Below are 15,228 nucleotides of genomic sequence, written 5' to 3'. Positions count from 1 at the left end.
GATTGGGTTAAATCGGATTAGTTGGAAACCACTGATCCTATAATATCGCCGTTAATGTTTTTTACCCCCCACCGATTGGGTTAAATCGGATTAGTTGGAAACAGTAAAGTATGAACACCCTCTAATGCTACGTATTGACCCCCACCGATTGGGTTAAATCGGATTAGTTGGAAACCATTAGAAATACCGGTATTACCTCCTGTTGAACCCCACCGATTGGGTTAAATCGGATTAGTTGGAAACCATAATATAAGCAACTACACCAGCAACACCGACAACCCCACCGATTGGGTTAAATCGGATTAGTTGGAAACGTTAGGAAAACTTCACAACCAACTTGAACATCAACCCCACCGATTGGGTTAAATCGGATTAGTTGGAAACTCCAGCTCTATAGCATGAGGACTTTGTTGACCCCACCGATTGGGTTAAATCGGATTAGTTGGAAACCACAGGCAGCACCAGCAGCAGCAGCAGCAGGATCACCCCACCGATTGGGTTAAATCGGATTAGTTGGAAACTGTTGTTCCCACACTTCCTTTTGATAGTTATTAACAAAACCCCACCGATTGGGTTAAATCGGATTAGTTGGAAACCAGTGGCAATCACCAATTTATCGGCAAAAAATGACCCCACCGATTGGGTTAAATCGGATTAGTTGGAAACCCGAACATTAATACCATGATCATGAAGCTTATTGACCCCACCGATTGGGTTAAATCGGATTAGTTGGAAACCTGAAAAGAGTACATCATTTTCTTCGGTCATGACAAACCCCACCGATTGGGTTAAATCGGATTAGTTGGAAACCAAAAGATGCCCAAGAAGCAAGCAACGCGGCTGTCCCCACCGATTGGGTTAAATCGGATTAGTTGGAAACTTTAGAACGTAAGTCAATAGATCAACAGGATTTGACCCCACCGATTGGGTTAAATCGGATTAGTTGGAATTAGTTAGAAACTCAAATATCTCTTGCATAAAATAAGATCCCCGACTTCTTGAAAAAGTCGGGGATCTGAATCTTTGAGAAAGTTGATAAACTTTAGCTATCACCAGTATGGTCAGAATCTTCTTGTTCTTCCTTGAAATCAGATTTTGCTGAATTGTAAATGTCCCTGATAAAATCCTTATCTTTTGTAACTTGCTTTGTTGCCACTTTTAAATTCTCTTCATTAATGGGTGCATTTGAGGAAACAAGAAACGTAATTGCTTTCAAGTAAGTCCAACCCATTACAGTCGAAATAGCATAGAAAGTAGCACCTGTGACTACCATTCCTCCAGCTGTTCCCAAAACTGGAAACATTTTTAAAATAGAACCTCCAACTGATCCCAATATCATTCCTGGAATAACTGATAACACATTTGTTCCTATTGCCGATGCAACTGATTTTAAAATATTCTTGCTGAGTGAAATACCAAGTGCGCTATTTATTCGGGCATACATTGTCCAAGTATTAGCTAAAAAAGCTAATATATCGGCTCCTGGAGTTATCACAAGAAGTCCACAGGTAGCAGAAATGTATGAGTGTTGTCTAATAGTTTCTACAGCTTTCTTCGCATCTTCACCTACCAAAGATGCTAGTTCCTCATATATTGCCGCCTCAGCTGCAATTAGTCCTGAAAAGATTTGGCTTGCTTTCGTGGGTTCTTTTTTCATAGGTTTCTAACTGTTGAATATTCATTAAATCTGACGTTGATGTATTTAATTTAATGAGTTACTGGAAAATGCTATTTCCAGTTATGACCATGATTTATCTAAGATTATGTTTGGAAAGTCGTTAAGTATACTAGAAACCTCTCTCCAAACCTCTCCCTTTCAGGGAGAGAAGCTTTGAATTCCCACTTCCCTCGTAGAGAAGGGGGCTAGGGGGTTAGGTTTCTGAGGATTTTGGTATTTCCCGTAATACTTTTCAAATATCCTCTATAGAAGTTCTAAAGGAAAAAGCATATTCCATCCATAGGTTTTAATGAAAAAGAAGAAAACACAAACCCAAAACAAACGGTCAAAGGATATGGGAAATCTTCATCGAGTGATGGTGATTGCGGATGGTGATAATGCTTTTATGGCAGCACAAAGTTTTAATCGCAAAATTAATTGGCATAAAGTGCGGGATTATTTAGCTGACCCAAAAGAAGGGAGAGAGTTAATTGAAATGGTAATTTATATTGGTCTACCTCCCGCAAAAGAAAGATTTGAAGAACAGCGTAAAAACAAAGAAAAATTTGTCTACTGGGCAAAAAGTAATGGTTTTTTAGTTGTTGTAAGGGAAGGCAAGGCTAAAGGTGATGATTATGAGAATAATGTTGATGTCGTAATGGCGATAGATGCAATTGAACTAGCCTTAGAAATTAAACCAGATATTGTAGTTTTGGTGACAGGAGATTCAGATTTCGCTTATTTGGCAGAAAAATTGAGAAGACGAGGCATCCGAGTTGAAGTAGCTTCAGTGGAACAATCTTTAGGAAGTGAATTAAAAAATTCCGCTAACAGTGTGGTGGATTTAACTGAGGTATTTGATAAATTTGACCAACATGATACTAGCCAAAACTATTATCGTATTGGTAGTTCTAATGTCTTTGATTCATGAATACAAAATTCTACAATCAACAAAAACCGGAAGGAGTTATTCATGATGACAGTAAATGGCAAATTAATTAATCAGGAACTAAACAAGTTTGATGAACTTACACAAATAACTGAGATAATCAATCAACGTTGCGAATATTTAGAATCTCAGGTAACTGCTATTAGCAGACAAAATTACACACAGTATTTACAAAATATAAGTCATGAGGTAAATATTAGCCAAGCTCATCTGCAAAAGCTGGAGCAAAGAATTGGCTTTTTGGAGGAATTGACATCAAAACAAGCTAAACAATTGTTTTTTCTCAAAATAACTAGTGTTCTTGCTTTCATAGGGTTGTGGCTGATAGTTGGTATGAAGAATAAACCTGAAGATAATAGCATTAAGCCTCTGAAAAAAGCGGAATCTTTAGAATTAATTCAACCAAAATCTAGAAATGAATTGTTACTAAATATTTAACTCGCCACCAAGTCAATAATTAGAACGAAGTGAGGAAATAAAATGAGAGCAATTGTTAATGGTAAACTGATTGATTTACCACAAGGTGCAACTGTTGAAGAATTAAGAAAAAGATTACCAGAAATTGGTCAAGATGATGTGATGGAAGAAGTTTTTGGTGGTACTCGTCCTTTGAAAAATAACGAAGCGCTGAAAGAAGGTTCAAAGGTCTGGACTGTACCCAAAATTGTCAAAGGGTAATGTGATTTTAGATTATCCTACGGTAAGCCGCAGAAGCGTCTATAAATTTTGGATTATCCAATTTTCTAGTTTTATATTTAAAATTGAGAAGGTGAGACATGGCAGTTACAATTAGTCAAGAAAACTCAGGATTTAAACCAAGTCTGCGAATTGTAGAAGAACTCAAGCTGTTAGAAAAAGTTGCTAAGAATGTAATTGTTGGTAGCAAGAAACTAGGTGATATCAAATATATAGCTATTCTGATTAAGAGAATGCCTTTATCTTCTAAAAAGTTCACGGTTTATAACACGGATATTTTGTTTTTGTTGCCACCAGATTATCCGCGACTTCCTCCCATTGGTTGCTATCTAAATTACCCGTGGAATACTGTAGGAGAAGGAGACCATCACTTTACCCGACAAAGTTACTATGGTGCGCCATTTCTGAGTGAAGCAGGATGGTATTGGTACTGCGTTGGATTGGGAGGAGGATTTAACCATGATGTCTGGTTAAATTCTTGGCGACCTAATAATAATCCTGGTAATGGACATAATCTGGCGACTTTATTTGTAACAGCACGTCACGCAATTAATAGTGATGAATAGAGAATAGAATGGTTTTTTTCAGTCATCAGATCAGATTTATATAGTTCATTAAAAATTAAGTAAGCATGAAAAATTCTGCTGCAATTTCTCTGCATATACCACCAAGAATGTGGTCTGAATTTCAGAAAAATATGCTCAATTCTCGCATGTTTAATGAGGAAGTAATTGGTTTTTTGTTTTGTCAGCGCCATCAAGTTTCAAAATATCAAGTCCGGTATTTTCCTAAAACTTGGGTTGTTCCTTCTCCTGATTGTTACGAACATCAATCTGCCAGTGGATTGGTATTAAAACAGCATTTTCATTCCTATCTGCTAGAATATCATCTTCAACCAGGTTTAGATATAGTTCACATTCATACTCATGCAGGTCGAGGTATACCTGATTTTTCCTATGTCGATGACCGTTATGAATCTGAATATGCGCGGTTTATCGCCGCTAGTTTTTCCAAAAAACCGCGCTTGATTTCGGGGGTATTTGATGAGGGTTTACAATCTGGTAAATTTCGGGTTTGGGATAGAAAAGGACAGAAATTTGAGCATGTTAACTTCTGTAATTCATTATTTGAACTCTCTAATTATCAAAATGCGATGAATAATACAGATTTAATGTTTGCTCGGCAAAAAATATTTGGCTCAGCTAATCAAAAAATACTTCATCAACTAAAAGTAGGATTAATTGGTTGTGGTGGTATTGGTTCAATTTTTGCTGAATTATTGGGGCGTTTGGGTGTTAAAAATTGGGTATTAATTGACCCCGATAAATTAGAGACAGTTAACCTCAATCGGATGCCTGGTGCTACACAAGAAATGGTAGAACAACAATGGTATAAAGTACATTATGTCAAGCATCTAATTAAAAAAATTTACCATGAGGGTTCTTGTGTCAAAACAATAGCAACCGCAGTTGAAACTGAATTAAGTAAGCAAGAAATAGCAACTTGCGATTTAATTGTGGTGGCGACTGACAATCATCTTTCTCGAAAAACTGCTCAAGAATTAGCGTTGCAATATATGCGTCCTTTGGTGTGTTTGGGAACTTATATAGATGTAAAACTAGACAACACACCGCGAATGTATTGCAGAGTTACCGTTCCTCCTCTGGGTGGTGGTTGGTGTTTGATGTGCGGTAATATCATCAACCTGCAACGCGCAGCTTTAGAGTCTGCACCATTGGAGATTAACAATATGGCTGCGGGTGCAGGTTATTTAGAAGGGGTAAACAATCCGGCAGTATTTTGGTTGAATAGCATCTGTGCGAGTACAGGTGTTGGTGTAATTCACGGGATGGTGAGCGGTTTTTTGAATGTAGATTCTGGGATTGATTGGATTTATGAGTTTCCTGGTAATGATTGGCGTAAGACTAATACTGAGTATTTGCAAACTGATGATTGCTATTTTTGTGGTGTAAAGGGTTTGGATGAAGTGGTTGCAAATTCCGATTTTGAGAATTCAAATTTTATTTAGTAAAATTTTCAGCCCCAAATATTGGAGTTGAGTTGTGACAAATATCGTCATAAAAATTGTTGCAAATCATCGATCGCACTTGTTGTAATTATGGTGCGTAAAACATCCTTCAATTGCTCTAAATCATTTATTTGCTTAATCCTTGGCATCAATTCTAAACCCCGATTGCCAAATTTTGCTTCTAAATTTATTTCGATACTGGTAATTATTCCCCGTGCTTCCCCGCGTGCTTCTCCGCGTGCTTCTCCCTCACGTAATATTTCTTGATACCAAGGTGATTCGCGTAAAATTCCCATGTCCCACCTCATAATGTCTTGAACTACGGCACTCTCTAATACAAAGGTAGCAAAAAACGCTAGAACCGTCTCCAGTTGATTTAAGTCTTCATTCCGGCGCAAAATTTGCAGTGCTTCCTTAATTGTAGACTCATTATCTCCTCCTTTAAGAATTGGTACAAATGGAAGTAATGATGGCAAAGGTTGTTGGAAAGCAACTTTAACATCAACTTCCCACAAATTAATTACGCGGTAATCTTGAATAGCCCTTAATCCGGCTAGATTGGATGTAAAGTTTGTGGGTATTTCTATATCGCTTGTTGGCAGGATATTAATTAACACCGGGTAAGTCGGTAATTCGTATTTTTCTTCTGCGAGTGCGGCATAGGAACGCATTCGACGAGGCATTTTGGAACTATAGCGTAATTGCAGTTCGTTTAATACGATAAATTCTCCATATTCGGAACTTGTGACTCGAATTAATACATCGCTTTCTCTACTTATCCATTGAAATTCCCCCGATAAAATTTCACTTGCTTTGATATTAGGAATATCTGTCACCCATAGCACCCAATTATCGGGGGCTAGGCTAATTAGTTTTTTTGTGCTTGTATCTGCGGGTTTTGGCATTGTTATAGATGCACTTTTAGCCGGAGACTCATATTAACTTGAGATGATGGATACATTTAAATATTTATTGTAAATAAACAATAATTAAATTATTCATAGAAAAAGCGATCGCGTGATTTTTATCTCAAATCCAAAATTAAACTGGGAATGGAATAAGCGTATTCCACCAAGTCTGTAATATTAAATTTATCGTGAGAAGATATATTGAAAAACCAAGTATGCACAGCTACCAAATCAGGTTACAAGGTGAGGTATTGCACGTTGGGTTTAATCGTAACCTTCCTGCACAGGGCGATCGCATAGTCCGAGACACTCTAGAATTATTAAATCAAATGATTGATTCGGGGGAAATTCCGGGAGGAAAGCGTATTTTAATCGACGGGCCGCAATCTGTTCCTGTTGCTTATGTCCTTTCTCACAAACTTGTGCATTTATATGAAGTAGTCGCCGTCCTCGACCCTAAACTAGGTAGTAAAATCAGTACGCCAGATGGTGCTATCAGACATAAAACCTATATAGTCACCTCTGCACACGGTTCCGCAAAATATCAAGTAGGAGATTTGATTGAAACAAAAGAATCTCAAAAAGAGCGTTCTATCATCAAAGTAGTCTTATGCGGGCCACCACAATCGGGGAAATCCTGTTTGCGAGATGGTTTAAAAAGAGCAATTTTGGGTAATTTAGGCGCACCTTATCCCTATGTAATCACCGCTTGTCCTGATGGAGAAGGGTCTTGGCATCAAGAAGCTTATGAAAATAATAAGTCAGTAGCCAAGGACTGCAAGCGTAATAATAAAGCAGATGTAACCCCAGAGTTTGCACAAGAAGCAGTGAAATGGGTGAGAAGTGCAAACCAGTTAATCAATATTATTGATGTTGGCGGCAAAACTTCACCAGAAAATAAGACAATTATGCAGCCAGCAACCCATGCAGTTATTCTTTCAGGAAATGTAAGTAAATTTGCAGAGTGGGAAGAATTTTGTCAAGCCTTGGGACTGAAAATTATTGTGAAAATTCACAGTCAGTTAGATGCTGTGTCAGACGAAGTTTGGTTTGCTGATGGTTGGCAAGAAAATACAAGCGAATTACTAGAAAAAGCTCCTTTACTTACAGGTAGGGTGCATGGTTTGAAGCGGGGAGAAGACTTATCAACTCGTCCGATGGTGCAAGCATTAGCTGAGGTTTTAATCCATTTGACGAAGTGTTAAGAAAAGCTTCAATAAATATGAAATTTTAAATTAATCATAAGCAGGTATTGTTCTGTCAAAAATAAGACTAAAGTAATACGTAATACTTCTAGATTTATCTAAGTTCTTTAGCTGTAAATTTGTCATATAAATCTAAAAATCAGCATTTTTTGCAATAATTAAGGAATTATAGAAATTACAAAGTTTTACAAAGTTTAGTAAAAATTCAGCATGGTAAGGGAGCCAAAAGATATATCTTCACCTTATATGACAAATACAATTTACACTGTAATTACCTTTGCTCCGGTGCAGGGGTTTATTGAGAAATCGCGGAAGTTGCGAGATTTATATGGGAGTTCGTATCTACTTTCTTACTTATCATGGGTAATCTGTAACACGGCAAAACAACATGATTGTGAAGTTGTTTCGCCAGCTTCCATAAATATCACTCAAGGAATGCCCAATCAAATTATTATTAAGGGTGATTTCCCAGAAAACAAAGCTAAATCAGCATTCTTAACAGCTTGGGAATGTGTTACAGAAACTTGTCGTCAATGGGTTGAAGATAATGTTCCAGGTGATTACAAACCCTGGAAAAGAAGTTGGGGTTTGTGGACAAAATATGCATGGGAATTTTTTTGGGTTCAAGGAGAAGATGGTAAGTCTATAAGTGAAGTCAGGGAAAAATTAAATGAGAAAAAACGTTGGCGCGATTGGACTGGGATAAACTGGCAAGGTGAGAGTTCTACTCTTTCTGGTACAGATGCGATCGCCTATCCAAAACTCGGTAAAATTTCCGACCCTCGCAATTATAATTACCAGCAAGAAAAGCAAGATGTCACAGCTTTTTATGAAGCACTCAGCGAGAAATTAGGGGAATCATTTATCGATCCAAAGGAACAACTTAGTATTCCTGAGTTAATTAAGCGGATGATTACCTATGAGAGTGTTTCTAATCAGTTAATTGCAAGTTTTCAAGATAAATTCGGTAAAGATCAGGCAAATATTGAACCATTAATTAAGGAAATACAACAGATATCAACAGACTTACAACCATCATCTTTCAAAGATTTAAATCGACACAAAGAGAATGGAGGTTTTCAAGGATGGTTTCAAGGGGATGGCGATCAAGCTGGTGAATATTTGAAACAATACCCAGAAAAGACTCATGATTTTAGTCAATAAATGCGAAATTGGGGTAAATGGTTCAAAAATAGACCGTTGAAAATGGGTCGAGTTATTTATGCTGGAGGCGATGATTTTTTAGGTGTATTTTATGATAATGAAGATTCAAAAGAGGAATTAAAACCAAGGTATTGTGTTGATTGGTTTAAAGATTTTAAACCGAAAATTTGGCATGGAAATGAAGCCAATAAAAAGAAAATAACTGTCAGCGTTGGTTTTGTTTGGGCTTTCCCCGGTATTCCTCAACGGGATGTACTGCAACACTGTCGGGATGCGGAAAAATCTGCCAAAAATAATGGACGCGATCGCATTGCTTTCCGCATCTTATTTAATAACGGTAATTGCTTAGAGTGGGTGTGTCCCTGGTGGCTTTTAGAAACTGGTTTACTGTCGAGTTACCAGGATAGAGAAAAGAAACAAAATTGGACGCATATATACAATGATGTCGCTGTCTTAGAATCCCGTCATGCTTTCGATGGCAATGGTTTAGATGTTGCATTAGGTTTACTGGAAATATATTTTCCCAACTATGTAAATGTATTTACAGACAGACACAAGCAATTGCATCCACCTAAAGCAGATTTGACACAGACTCAAGCCGGGGTTTTAGGCGCAAAGCATCTGTACTACAAAGAAAATTCCGAAGAAATCGACCAAACTAAAGTCAACAAAGCTTTAACTAACTGGATTATTAACCTTGCCAAAGTTGGATTTCACCTATGTCAGCAGTAGAAACCGCAGATAACACATCTAAAGAAAAATACCTTCCTCCCCGTTCCCCCTTTGAATATCTCATCATTATCGAACCCTTGGGTCTACTCTACGGTAGTTCGGGAAGATTTCTCTCACAGAAAACTTGGTAGGACGTTCTGGTAGTAGTTTTCCCCCTAGTGCTGCGACTCTATCGGGTTTGTTTGCAGCTTCTCAAGGTAAAAACGCAGACATCCGCGATTTGATGTTAGCAGGGCCATTTTGGGGGAATGTAGATGAAGTAATTTCAGATGAACAGAACTTTTACATACCGACTCCACGCAACTATCTAGTTAAAGATGGAAAAATCGTTGATAAACTGAGTTGGAACAACGAAAAGGAGGCATGGCTAAATCAACAAGATAAAACTCCAACTGATAAATATGAGAGTAATACTTGGTTAGCCATTAATGACTGGGAGAAGCCAAAGGAAATCAAGAAAAATCCTTGGCGGTTTTTAGCACACTTGCATCCACGTTTGGAACAGGATGAACGACACGTCATCAGAAATCATCAAGAACAGGGGAGTTTATTTCTCGAAAACTCCGTGCAGATGGAAACTGGTACTTGTTTAGTTTACTTGTCCAACACCAAACTTGAACCTGGTTGGTATCGCTTTGGTGGTGAGGGGCATCTGGTTGATGTGCGATGCGAACCGATTGGCAATGCGATCGCTAGCTTTTTCCAGCAACCTATAGAAAACAATTTTGCCCTAATTACACCTGCGGTTTGGGGTTCTAATCGGTTATCGCAGCGAGAACCTGTTTACCTAGAAAAACGTGATCAGGCTTTCTATGAACAACCAGAACCAGAAAGCCAAGAAAAAAATGTTTGGAAACTAAAAGCACTGTTCACAGAACGTCCCATACCCTTCCGTTACCGTTTGGGGGGTAAAGGTGAAACTAAGTTACTTTCAAGGGGACGCTATGCCGTTCCTGCGGGTACTGTTTACGTTTTAGAAAAACCAATAAATCAACCCTGGCAAGATTGGGATGTTAATTGGTTTCCTCAAGAAGGCCCTTCTTTGAAGCGTTGGGGATTTGGATTGGCACTACCTTTAGCGAGTACAGGTAATTAATCAAGAGTAATATCAATGTATCAAAAAGCATACGGCATTATTGAAACTTTAGCACCTCTGCACATTGGAGCAAGTGCGGGGGAAGAAACTGGAAATCTTAACCTAATTTTCCGCGACCAATTCACCCAAACAGGGATTATTCCTGGTAGTTCGATTCGGGGTAGATTTCGGGCAGATATGCGATCGCGTTCCCAGGGAAGTGAAAGCCAATGGTACGGTCATGAAGCCATATCGAGAGAGGAAAACACCACAACAGAAGCATTAGTAAAGTTTGAATATGCTTCTTTGGTATGGCTTCCCGTATTTTGTCCTGGTCAACCGATTGTTTGGGTGACATGTCGTAGATTGCTGAAGCGCTATCAGCAGATTACAGGAAAACCAACGGTTACAGAAAACGGTAAAACAAAACTTGCACAGCTACCCGAAGCTGGAAATGCGAAACTCAAACGCGATCGCAAATTTCTCTTCTTCAATTTAGGCTTTTTGGACGACTTAACCCCAAATCCACAGCTATCTGATTGGGTTCCTGAAGGGGTTGAACTAGATAACTTAGTCGTGGTTGATGATACCGAAATCGGCATTATTCATGACATGGCGCTTTACCGTCAAACTCGTACTAAGTTAGAGAACGATGTCAAAAAAGTAGAAAATTTCTTTGGAGTAGAAGCTTTACCAGAAAGTAGCATTTTGATATTTCCTATTGCTATTAAAGATGCAGGTTGGCATCCATTTGTTAATCAAACATCCCAAGACCTTTATTTTGGCGGTTTGGAATCGATTGGGTTCGGTCGTTGTCATGTCAAATTAGCATCAAAGGAGTACAAATTATGTCCTGGAAGCCATACGCTTTAGATGAAAAAGCTAGGCAATTAGTCAAAAATGCTCTGGAAAAAGATCAAGGAATTAGAGAAGCTAGCAAACAAGCTTTTAAAGAATCCTATAAAATGCGCGAAACAGTAGTTTATGGATTAGAAAGATTTTGGGGTGAAGCCAAACGTCATGAAAAAGACTCGCCTGCTTTAGCTATATATTGGAAAGAAACTTGGAATATCTTAGCCGAAACTTTAGAAAAAGCAGAAGTCAAGTTACCTAAACATGATGATGTTGCTAAAATGGCAGATAAATTATGGCAATTAAAACGTGAAGACCAACAAATTGCACTAGCAGTTTTAACGCAACTTTGCGATTGCATGGTGTGGTGGACACAACGATATAAAAACGACGCAAAACAATAATTATTATGCCTGACAAAAACGACGTACCCTTAATGTATCGAGCGCAACTTGAAAAACGTTGCCAGTTACATCGCATTTATGGGCCAAAAGATTTGCAGGAGATTGCCCAAGAAGAAGAGTTAGAAACAGAAGAACAATATTCTGAACGTTGGGTAAAGCAATGGTTAGAATCTCAATCGGAGAGCAAAAATTCTCGTAATTCTTTATTGGATGATGACTTAGCTAAAGAGACTACCCAATTTCAAACTAAGCAATACAAAATTTCTTGGCGATTTGTGACTAATGGTGGTAAAGATGACCGGATTATCCGGCCGTTAATTGCTGCATCTGGTTTACCATATTATCCCGGTAGCAGTATGAAAGGAGCTTTTAGAGAAGCTTGCAGACGAGAAGAAGAAGCCGGGAGACTTTCTTTGGGAACTTGCGATCGCTATTGTGGTGCAAAATTAAAAGAGGGTGATTCTCAACCCGGTATCCTCCGTTTTCATGGTGGTTATCCAGTTAATAAATGGCAGGAAAATCTATTAGATATTGTGCATCCGCAGCAACAATGGCAAGTTCAAACATTAGATACTACTAATAAACCAAAAAATGAAAGTGCTTTTGCGTTAATTTCTTTGTACAAACCCACCATTAAATTTGGTATTTCTTGTCAGCTAAAAGAAATTAACTGGGATGAGATTTGGAATATTTGGGAAAAGGCCTTAGGTTTCGGTATCGGGTGCAGAGTTAGTTGTGGATATGGATTAGCAGATAAAATTACAGGAGATGTTCTTTACCAAGTAAAACTGCATGGAAAAGGTGCATCATCTAAACTTATTGATAAAAAATTTGAATTTAGACCAAATATTTTTCGAGCTGCATTACGAGGTCATGCACTACGAATATTTGGCGGTTTAAATCCAAATCAAGCTGAAGATATTGTTGATGAATTATTTGGAGGTATTCGCCCAGGAAAAGAAAAAATAGGATTGTTGGGAATGGCATTTTATCAAGAAAACCCAGATTTTGTTAATGATAGTGATGTTTATGATGTCAGCGGTAAATTAATTTGGTTACTATTAGGAAAGCTAGAAAATTTTAAACATCGTCCTTACTTACAAAATTTTGTAGAAAAGTTAACTCAGTTTGCAATGCTACTCGGTGGATTTGGTAAATCTTGGCGACGCGCTGACCATCGAATATTCTACCCAAAATACACTGAACATATAATTGGTTGCCATTGGAATTGGGTAGATGATAATAATCCAATTAAAAGTTTAGATAATCAAAGTTTAGATGATGCGACAACGTTAATTAAAGAAATACTCAAAGCAGCAAAAGAATGGATGGTAAAAAGAGGTTATGAGGTGATACAATCTATAACTACCCAGCCACTCAATAACAACTCGACAGCAACATCAAATATCCCTAAACAGCCACAACTCAACAAACCAATACCTAGACCTAATAAAAAGCAAAATCAAGCAACACAGGTAACAGAATGGCGCGAAGCATGGCATCAAGAAAATGTACAAGTATGGGGAATAATTGCTAAAAATGCAGTAGATTCTAAGGTTATTCACTGGTTGCATTCTTCTAAACAAGGAGGAAATCAGCAACCCCAAAAGGGTAGTTATCACAATCCACCAAACAAACCACAAAACCAAAGTAAACCTTCAGCATTCCAAAGACCTGCAAAGCCAATAAATCCAGTTTCTACTAGACCTAATATTTATCGGACATCCTTAACTGGTAGACTCCAAGATAAACAAAAATCACCTGATCCAACCCAGATTGGTAGACTTTGGCATCGAATGTATCCTTTAAAAAATGACCAATACATAGAATTAATTACTATTTTCCCCAAAGGATGTGCTGAAGCAAAATCGCTGATTGAATGGCTTGCTTTTCAGGCAGAATGGAAGCGAGTTGGGTAAGGATGAAGAATACAGTAAAAAAATTCTTCCTTAAATAAAATGATTTTTAAGGCAATAGTTAACAAGTATAAATAATCAATTAAAAACATCATGCGTCGCGTAATTTTATCTACCATTGGTACTAGTTTACTCACCAATCAAATTAATCGCGCAAACCCGGCAGAAAAAGATTGGTATTCGCATCTGCGCGATACAGCTAATCTTAATGAGCAGGAAACACCAGAAAGTATCAAAGATATTATTACTACTCTTAAACAAAGAGCAGATACAGAATTATCTAGTGCAAAAATTCCTCAAATTCGTCGTGCAAGTGCGGAATTAAATGGTATTTATGGTATTTATCAAGAGGATTTGACCAAGGGTAAAGAAGATTGCCATTATCTCATTGCTACCGATACAGTCCAAGGCAAAACTTCGGCTCAAATTGTCGAAACTTTTCTCAGAAAACAAGGTTTAACTAATACTAATATCTATTCTCCCAGCGGTCTTTCTACTGCTAGCACCGAAGCCTTTTCTATGGGAATTGATGCCTTGATTGTTTGGCTGCAAGAAAATATTCCACCCTTGAAGGAAAGTAAATATAAAATTTGTTTTAATTTGGTAGGTGGTTTCAAGAGTTTACAAGGTTATCTCAACACTATTGGAATGTTTTATGCAGATGAGATAATTTACATTTTTGAAGGAGAAAAATCTGATTTAATTACAATTCCCCGTTTACCAATTTCTGTGGATACTTCTTTAATTAAACCCTACACCATGCAACTAGCCTTATTAAATGCTGGTGTGGGACTTTCTACCGATGAAACCGCAGGAATTCCCGAAACGATGCTAGGGGAAGTTGATGGAAAGATGACACTTTCAACCTGGGGACAACTGATTTGGAACCAGTGTAAAGGTGACTTGCTTTCTGGTGATTTAATCCACTTCTCTAGATTAGAATATCAAGATACTTTTAAGGCTGACCATAACAGAGTTAGAGAAAAATTTAAACGAGTCAAATTACAAGAAACTCTAGCGGCAGTGACACGTTTATTGGATGAGTCAAATGGTGACACTGCAATTCTTCGGCAACATGGAGGAATACAGTATGACCGCTATGTTAACAAGGGAAATATCGACCATTTTCGAGTAACTCAAGATACACGGGTTAGTAATACTATTTCTCAGGGAAAATTGATATTACGTCGCTATGGTTTAGAACCAGAAGTCAACAATAATCCTTAGTTAATTGATATTTTGACCGACAATTCCTTGATGGTATAGAGCAAGCAGATTTATCTGTGGAATCAATCCGTCTTGGAAAGTCTGCTCAAGTCGGCACAGCCGCCCACGCAACTTTCCGCAAAATCTAAAATTTGATGACCATTGCCATCTGAATACTAATTCTCATTTAGCAGCGATGAAACAGAGTTTCTAAATAAACTTGAGCAACACGGCGATCGCCATCTCCATGTTGCAGCAGAAAAAGAGATATCGCCGCCGTCACTACTCGGTTTTCATCCCAATCAGGATGCTGTTCTAGATAAACTTTTAGGGATTCATGCAATGATTCCGGGATGGCTGTCAAAATGTTAACTGTTGCTTTCATAAGATTTTGCTTCTAGAGAGCAAATTAATCAGGACAAATAGCACAATTGA

17 protein-coding genes and 1 CRISPR repeat array (1 of these 18 running past the window's edge) are annotated in these 15,228 nt (G+C 37.9%); of the genes, 14 read left to right on the top strand and 3 right to left on the bottom strand.

Annotated features, from left to right (window positions below; genetic code table 11):
- Window positions 1–951: direct repeats of the CRISPR family, unit length 36 nt; unit sequence CCCCACCGATTGGGTTAAATCGGATTAGTTGGAAAC (it extends 2,153 nt beyond the left edge of the window).
- A gap of 91 nt (window positions 952–1,042) precedes the next feature.
- Window positions 1,043–1,657 carry a hypothetical protein gene (locus HCR01_RS24380; protein ID WP_193198667.1) on the bottom strand — a complete coding sequence of 205 codons (615 nt, stop codon included), beginning with the start codon at window positions 1,655–1,657 and terminating at the stop codon, window positions 1,043–1,045.
- A 310-nt stretch (window positions 1,658–1,967) separates the two neighbouring features.
- Between HCR01_RS24380 and HCR01_RS24375 the strand changes: the two genes are divergently transcribed.
- The 5 genes from HCR01_RS24375 (at window position 1,968) to HCR01_RS24355 (ending at window position 5,331) form a co-directional block, all read left to right on the top strand.
- Window positions 1,968–2,588 (top strand): NYN domain-containing protein, encoded by a 621-nt coding sequence (locus HCR01_RS24375; protein WP_226889595.1) that lies wholly within the window; start codon window positions 1,968–1,970, stop codon window positions 2,586–2,588.
- A gap of 42 nt (window positions 2,589–2,630) precedes the next feature.
- Entirely contained in the window at window positions 2,631–3,044 is a 414-nt protein-coding gene (locus HCR01_RS24370; protein ID WP_193198666.1) for a hypothetical protein, read from the top strand.
- Between the two features lie 42 nt (window positions 3,045–3,086).
- Window positions 3,087–3,284, top strand: a complete 198-nt coding sequence (locus tag HCR01_RS24365) for a hypothetical protein (protein WP_193198665.1) — start codon at window positions 3,087–3,089, stop codon at window positions 3,282–3,284.
- 98 nt (window positions 3,285–3,382) lie between these two features.
- Window positions 3,383–3,868: a hypothetical protein gene (locus HCR01_RS24360; RefSeq protein WP_193198664.1), complete on the top strand. Its 486-nt coding sequence runs from the start codon at window positions 3,383–3,385 to the stop codon at window positions 3,866–3,868.
- A gap of 65 nt (window positions 3,869–3,933) precedes the next feature.
- Window positions 3,934–5,331 carry a HesA/MoeB/ThiF family protein gene (locus HCR01_RS24355; RefSeq protein WP_193198663.1) on the top strand — a complete coding sequence of 466 codons (1,398 nt, stop codon included), beginning with the start codon at window positions 3,934–3,936 and terminating at the stop codon, window positions 5,329–5,331.
- Between the two features lie 47 nt (window positions 5,332–5,378).
- On the opposite strand, the gene HCR01_RS24350 is transcribed toward HCR01_RS24355, so the two are convergent.
- Window positions 5,379–6,236: an Rpn family recombination-promoting nuclease/putative transposase gene (locus HCR01_RS24350; protein ID WP_193198662.1), complete on the bottom strand. Its 858-nt coding sequence runs from the start codon at window positions 6,234–6,236 to the stop codon at window positions 5,379–5,381.
- A 218-nt stretch (window positions 6,237–6,454) separates the two neighbouring features.
- Between HCR01_RS24350 and HCR01_RS24345 the strand changes: the two genes are divergently transcribed.
- From HCR01_RS24345 to HCR01_RS24315, 9 genes are all read left to right on the top strand, one after another.
- Complete coding sequence (locus HCR01_RS24345) at window positions 6,455–7,444, top strand: CRISPR-associated protein Csx3 (protein ID WP_193198661.1); 990 nt, start codon at window positions 6,455–6,457, stop codon at window positions 7,442–7,444.
- Window positions 7,445–7,690: 246 nt separating this feature from the next.
- Window positions 7,691–8,608, top strand: coding sequence for a type III-B CRISPR-associated protein Cas10/Cmr2 (locus tag HCR01_RS39010; protein WP_226889594.1), 918 nt, complete (start codon window positions 7,691–7,693; stop codon window positions 8,606–8,608).
- A 42-nt stretch (window positions 8,609–8,650) separates the two neighbouring features.
- Window positions 8,651–9,340 carry a Cas10/Cmr2 second palm domain-containing protein gene (locus HCR01_RS39005; protein WP_226889593.1) on the top strand — a complete coding sequence of 230 codons (690 nt, stop codon included), beginning with the start codon at window positions 8,651–8,653 and terminating at the stop codon, window positions 9,338–9,340.
- Window positions 9,328–9,471: a hypothetical protein gene (locus HCR01_RS40510; RefSeq protein ID WP_320073171.1), complete on the top strand. Its 144-nt coding sequence runs from the start codon at window positions 9,328–9,330 to the stop codon at window positions 9,469–9,471. The genes HCR01_RS39005 and HCR01_RS40510 overlap by 13 nt, the downstream gene beginning before the upstream one ends.
- Window positions 9,465–10,436, top strand: a complete 972-nt coding sequence (locus HCR01_RS24335) for a type III-B CRISPR module-associated Cmr3 family protein (RefSeq protein ID WP_320073170.1) — start codon at window positions 9,465–9,467, stop codon at window positions 10,434–10,436. The genes HCR01_RS40510 and HCR01_RS24335 overlap by 7 nt, the downstream gene beginning before the upstream one ends.
- Window positions 10,437–10,451: 15 nt before the next feature.
- Window positions 10,452–11,288: an RAMP superfamily CRISPR-associated protein gene (locus tag HCR01_RS24330; protein WP_193198660.1), complete on the top strand. Its 837-nt coding sequence runs from the start codon at window positions 10,452–10,454 to the stop codon at window positions 11,286–11,288.
- Entirely contained in the window at window positions 11,264–11,671 is a 408-nt protein-coding gene (locus HCR01_RS24325; protein ID WP_193198659.1) for a hypothetical protein, read from the top strand. Before HCR01_RS24330 ends, HCR01_RS24325 begins: the two co-directional genes overlap by 25 nt.
- A gap of 5 nt (window positions 11,672–11,676) precedes the next feature.
- Window positions 11,677–13,590, top strand: coding sequence for an RAMP superfamily CRISPR-associated protein (locus HCR01_RS24320; protein WP_193198658.1), 1,914 nt, complete (start codon window positions 11,677–11,679; stop codon window positions 13,588–13,590).
- Window positions 13,591–13,680: 90 nt separating this feature from the next.
- Window positions 13,681–14,814, top strand: coding sequence for a putative CRISPR-associated protein (locus HCR01_RS24315; RefSeq protein WP_193198657.1), 1,134 nt, complete (start codon window positions 13,681–13,683; stop codon window positions 14,812–14,814).
- A 166-nt stretch (window positions 14,815–14,980) separates the two neighbouring features.
- Here HCR01_RS24315 and HCR01_RS24310 read toward each other — a convergent pair whose 3' ends face one another.
- Window positions 14,981–15,178: a DUF2811 domain-containing protein gene (locus HCR01_RS24310; RefSeq protein WP_193198656.1), complete on the bottom strand. Its 198-nt coding sequence runs from the start codon at window positions 15,176–15,178 to the stop codon at window positions 14,981–14,983.
- Between the last annotated feature and the right edge of the window lie 50 nt (window positions 15,179–15,228).

The sequence above is a fragment of the Nostoc sp. MG11 genome, from assembly GCF_014904695.1.
Taxonomy (GTDB): Bacteria; Cyanobacteriota; Cyanobacteriia; order Cyanobacteriales; family Nostocaceae; genus Komarekiella.
The sequence above is the reverse complement of the archived record's forward strand: the minus strand, read 5'-3'. Positions and strand labels throughout refer to the sequence as shown.

Coding starts and splice junctions, on each gene's coding strand:
- HCR01_RS24325 (WP_193198659.1), top strand. CDS start 11,264: ATGTCCTGGAAGCCATACGCTTTAGATGAAAAAGCTAGGCAATTAGTC.
- HCR01_RS24315 (WP_193198657.1), top strand. CDS start 13,681: ATGCGTCGCGTAATTTTATCTACCATTGGTACTAGTTTACTCACCAAT.
- HCR01_RS24345 (WP_193198661.1), top strand. CDS start 6,455: ATGCACAGCTACCAAATCAGGTTACAAGGTGAGGTATTGCACGTTGGG.
- HCR01_RS24380 (WP_193198667.1), bottom strand. CDS start 1,657: ATGAAAAAAGAACCCACGAAAGCAAGCCAAATCTTTTCAGGACTAATT.
- HCR01_RS39010 (WP_226889594.1), top strand. CDS start 7,691: ATGACAAATACAATTTACACTGTAATTACCTTTGCTCCGGTGCAGGGG.
- HCR01_RS24360 (WP_193198664.1), top strand. CDS start 3,383: ATGGCAGTTACAATTAGTCAAGAAAACTCAGGATTTAAACCAAGTCTG.
- HCR01_RS40510 (WP_320073171.1), top strand. CDS start 9,328: ATGTCAGCAGTAGAAACCGCAGATAACACATCTAAAGAAAAATACCTT.
- HCR01_RS24310 (WP_193198656.1), bottom strand. CDS start 15,178: ATGAAAGCAACAGTTAACATTTTGACAGCCATCCCGGAATCATTGCAT.
- HCR01_RS24375 (WP_226889595.1), top strand. CDS start 1,968: ATGAAAAAGAAGAAAACACAAACCCAAAACAAACGGTCAAAGGATATG.
- HCR01_RS24365 (WP_193198665.1), top strand. CDS start 3,087: ATGAGAGCAATTGTTAATGGTAAACTGATTGATTTACCACAAGGTGCA.
- HCR01_RS24370 (WP_193198666.1), top strand. CDS start 2,631: ATGATGACAGTAAATGGCAAATTAATTAATCAGGAACTAAACAAGTTT.
- HCR01_RS24355 (WP_193198663.1), top strand. CDS start 3,934: ATGAAAAATTCTGCTGCAATTTCTCTGCATATACCACCAAGAATGTGG.
- HCR01_RS24330 (WP_193198660.1), top strand. CDS start 10,452: ATGTATCAAAAAGCATACGGCATTATTGAAACTTTAGCACCTCTGCAC.
- HCR01_RS24320 (WP_193198658.1), top strand. CDS start 11,677: ATGCCTGACAAAAACGACGTACCCTTAATGTATCGAGCGCAACTTGAA.
- HCR01_RS24350 (WP_193198662.1), bottom strand. CDS start 6,236: ATGCCAAAACCCGCAGATACAAGCACAAAAAAACTAATTAGCCTAGCC.
- HCR01_RS39005 (WP_226889593.1), top strand. CDS start 8,651: ATGGGTCGAGTTATTTATGCTGGAGGCGATGATTTTTTAGGTGTATTT.